General features: G+C 46.8%; 2 protein-coding genes. Both read right to left on the reverse strand.

All coding sequences use genetic code 11. The features are described 5' to 3' along the window. Nucleotides 1–174: 174 nt before the first annotated feature. Entirely contained in the window at nucleotides 175–1,878 is a 1,704-nt protein-coding gene (locus O3A65_08925) for a transposase (protein MDA1332580.1), read from the reverse strand. Nucleotides 1,879–2,077: 199 nt separating this feature from the next. Continuing rightward, nucleotides 2,078–3,361, reverse strand: a complete 1,284-nt coding sequence (locus O3A65_08930) for an IS256 family transposase (protein MDA1332581.1) — start codon at nucleotides 3,359–3,361, stop codon at nucleotides 2,078–2,080. Nucleotides 3,362–3,976 lie beyond the last annotated feature (615 nt).

Genomic DNA, 3,976 nt, shown 5'->3' on the forward strand with positions numbered 1-3,976 from the left:
CGATAGCAAGCTATGAAAAAACCAATAATTCTAAACGACTGTTAGTTTGCCACGGACCCGTGTATTCCAGAGTGCGTCACGAAGCCATCAAAAATATTGGATAGTCCATAATGGAATTACAGAAAGACATTTAAAATAATATTTTACAGTTGAGTTCACTCTAAAAACACACCTTTAAGCGGCTTGCTTGAAATACAGTTGAGGCTCAAGCCAATAGCGGCTTTTGTTTTGAATAATTATTTTCCCAAGCTCGTTTCGGCTAGTTCTGGCAAAGAAGCAAGGCAAAATGCCACAAAGCAAGTGCAACAACGCAAAAAAGACCGGATTCTCGGCCATATATCGCCAAACCCGGCCAAAGTTTATCGAAATCGCCATCGCATGCGCATACACCATCGTCTTGAACAGCCCGCGAACACGCAGTTTGCCCTTGTGATTGAACGGTTTGGTAAACTCCTTGACCGTGGCCTCTATGTTAGGGCGTAACTTTCGCCGTTCAGGCGGCAGTGATTTTATATTTCTGTTTCGCTTGCCAAGAAGATAATCCGACCTGTCAAAATAATAGGTCCGCTTATCACTTTGTTGTTTGGCAGGACAAGGACTGCTCAAGGGGCATAGCTTACAAATCTCCACATCAAAACATGCCTTGTAACGTTTTCTTGCTTTCTCTGAACTGACGCATTGATGGGGACACTTAACTTTATATTGCCCGTCAGACACTTCTTCGATCTCCATGGAAACTTCTGCCTTACGGCCTCGCACGGCAGTTTGAACATGAGTGATTTCAAGCTCTTCCATCTTTTTATCGTTATCTTCACTGCCGTAAGCACCGTCAGTATGCAGTTCGTTCAGGTCCGGAGTCTTTTCTTTGATCGGCCCAACTCGCTCATTAAGGATCTTGCTGTCATCCGTATTGTTGGAACAGACCGCCACATCGGTGATTAAATTCAATTCATTGTCTGGATGGGCCGTCTCGGTAACATTGACACTTTGGCCTCGATAATGACGATCGCGTTTTTTGCGATAAGTCGCATCAATATCATCCGGCGACTGAAGGGTACTGCCATTGAGTTCCTGGCCCGCCTTCACGGTTATTTTCTCATCGATGATCGTAAAATGCTCCGTGTAAACACGCTCAAATACGCTGAAAACCTCGAAATCCTTGTAGCGTTCCTTCAAGGCTTCATAAAGCGTGTGGTAGAGGCGGCCCAGCTTTTCCTGTTCCTGCGGTATCTGCTGACGCTGCAGAGTATAAAGGTATTGGCCCGATGACTGCTTGATGTAAGGGGAAAGAATATCATTGAATCGTTTCTGGTCTTCCTCGCTTAATATGCGATGCAATCTGATCAGCATCTCTATCAAAAGCTGAGTACGGCTATAGCTGCGAATGTTGCTCATTGCCATAAAAGAGTCGCTACGCTGAATGTTGGTCTTTATCTTAAGGGTCTTCAACTGCTGCTCGGTAAGACCGTCGAAGACCCGCTCGATGAGGTTGTGACCGGTTTGGCTAAAGTGACCCAGCAGCCGGTTCTGGAAATTAAAGAAAGTCGCAGGACAAAAGGGTGTCTCCTCCAGCGTATCCAGTCCCAAGGCGGTGCGAGTCAGCAGGTCGAAATCTATACGGTCAAATAACTCTTCCGTCGTCCAGTTGTTGCGGTACATGAGTATGATTGAAGCCACCAGTGAATTAACCGGTGCATTGGGGCGGCTGCAGTTGTCTGAGTACAATACGGAGAAATCTTTTTCGCTTATCTTGCAAAAGACCAACTGATAAAAATCTTGTTCTTTCGACTTCTTGAGCTTTTCGAGCTTGGCTTTCGGCAGTTGGCTTGCAATACCAAATAAAGATGACTGAAGATGTGAGGTGTTTTCGCGGAACATCCTTTTCCCTTGCAAAAATGAGTGTTTTTATCAAAAGCATTGTACAAAATTTGCTATTTTAAACAAGCCAAAACGCCTCCGCGACACAATATTCTCAACCTTTCAAATATGACCTTTTTAGAGTGGACTCACGTATGTCATCAAACAGAACATGTCCCAGTCGTAGTTGGAGGTTTGGTGGTTACTCCTGATCATCATATTACGCGGCCTCATCATTGTTGGCAATAGTTTTATCGGTAACCGCATCCTCTAGCTTGGCTTTGAGCATCCACAGGTCTCTGTAGCCCATGATCCGTCGGAAGTTTTTTTCTGTGGCCAGCAATGCCGAGGCACACCAACGCAACACCATCTGGCCATCTTTCCATTGCGTCACCCGCCCCGTTTTCTGACGAATGCCTGAATTCGGTGATTCAATCACATTGGTCGATCCCAGGCAACGACGCAGGGTCGCGGGTAATCCCAGACGGTTAATGGTGAACATTTCTTTCAGGCCTTCGCGCAAGCTCTCGGCGGCAGAGCAGTGTTCCTGATTCAGCCAATCGGCTAACTTGTTTAATTGAGCCATCCCTTTCTTTTCCTCAAGCTGGAACGCGGCTTTCATGGCTGAACGTACCTGATCATGTTGCTCTTTCGGTAGATAGCCCAACACATTGACCATCTTATGATTTCGGCAGCGTTGCACCGGGTTATCGGGGCCAAACACTTCATCGATTCCTTTACGCAACGCCTTACTTCCGTCGATCACAAAGAGTCGTTTGTGTTGAGGGTCAATACCGCGTTCGACCAGATCATTGAGTAAATCTTTGACGACGACACTGTTCTCACTGGCACCTTCGCGAAGTCCCAAAACATGCTTATGTCCGTCAGAATCAATGCCCAGAGCCGCTATCACGTGAAACTGGCCAAACCGGATGCCATCCAGATAGATCACCAGAATATCCTTGTCAGCGAAGTCGCGTTCACAAAAGGCCTGAAACTCCTGGCTGCTGGCCTCGATAAATTCCCGGCTGATCTGGGATTTGCTGACCCCAACGGTCTCGGCCATATCCGGGATCACGGTTTGGTAGTTTCGAGTGGAAACACCCTTCATCAGAATCTCCAGAATCCGCTGGCCCAGACGCGAATTACTCAGCAACGCTTCGTAAGCCGGAATAGAAACTTCGCCGGTTTCCTTATGCCGCAGGCGGGGTTTGTTCACCCGCAGCTTTCGGCTCGAAAGTGTGACGACACCATTTTGTGAGCCGTTGCGATAGACCGGCCCCTGTTGTTTACCGGGATGCGGCTGCCCGACAACCTGTTGGGCCGACAGCAGCAAAATCGCTTCGATGGCCGCTCGACCCGTCACGTCAATGACTTCGTCGATAGCCGACTCGGTGTTGAGAATCAAATCCAGCAGGGGCAAAAGCAGTTGGCCGTCCCGAGCCAGGTATTTCGCCAGTTTTTTGCTGTCCAGTCGTTGGTTAGTGCGATACAATTGTCGCATGGTGGTTCTCCTTTTCTAAATGTAAATTATAGTGTTTACCAGATTTTACGTTAAATCCGGTTGGGAGTAACCACCATTTTTTCACTTCTGAACAACCTCCAACTATGGATGGGACATTTTCTCAAAACAAAATATTTGAGGGAACAAGAATTTTGCCGCTTGACTTTGAGCTCTTCATAGGTGGGTCACTAAGTGGGTCAGTCGCCACATGGTGATAGCTTGTTATTGACTGGTTAGTGACTTGTTATTCACTTGTAATCCTCGTTTTTGGCCAAAAATCGCGTTTTAACTTGTTGTCAATACTTGGGTTATAAACCGACATTCGTTTTCATAGCCCGCAGGTCCCCGGTTCGATCCCGGGCGTCGCTACGTTTATAACTATAAATAATGTAAATAGTTATAACAAGTACCCCTCTCCGAATTTTCCTCATTTTACCTCAAAATAGTGGTTGCGCGTCCAGGGCGCGTCCAGTCTCACTCCCACCTGGTGTACTGCCAGTGCCCTCCCAGTCACACTTGGGTTAAATTTGCTGAAAAATGGAAATTATTAAAAATAGTTGTAAATGGTTATTAGGTAGTGTTATAGGGGAGATAGGAGCGGCGTATTCTGCGGTA

This window comes from Pseudomonadota bacterium, assembly GCA_027624715.1.
Taxonomy (GTDB): Bacteria; Pseudomonadota; Gammaproteobacteria; order Burkholderiales; family Eutrophovitaceae; genus Eutrophovita.

Bases quoted from the DNA above. Each gene is read 5' to 3' on its own strand.
- O3A65_08925 (MDA1332580.1), bottom strand. From the start codon at position 1,878: ATGTTCCGCGAAAACACCTCACATCTTCAGTCATCTTTATTTGGTATT.
- O3A65_08930 (MDA1332581.1), bottom strand. From the start codon at position 3,361: ATGCGACAATTGTATCGCACTAACCAACGACTGGACAGCAAAAAACTG.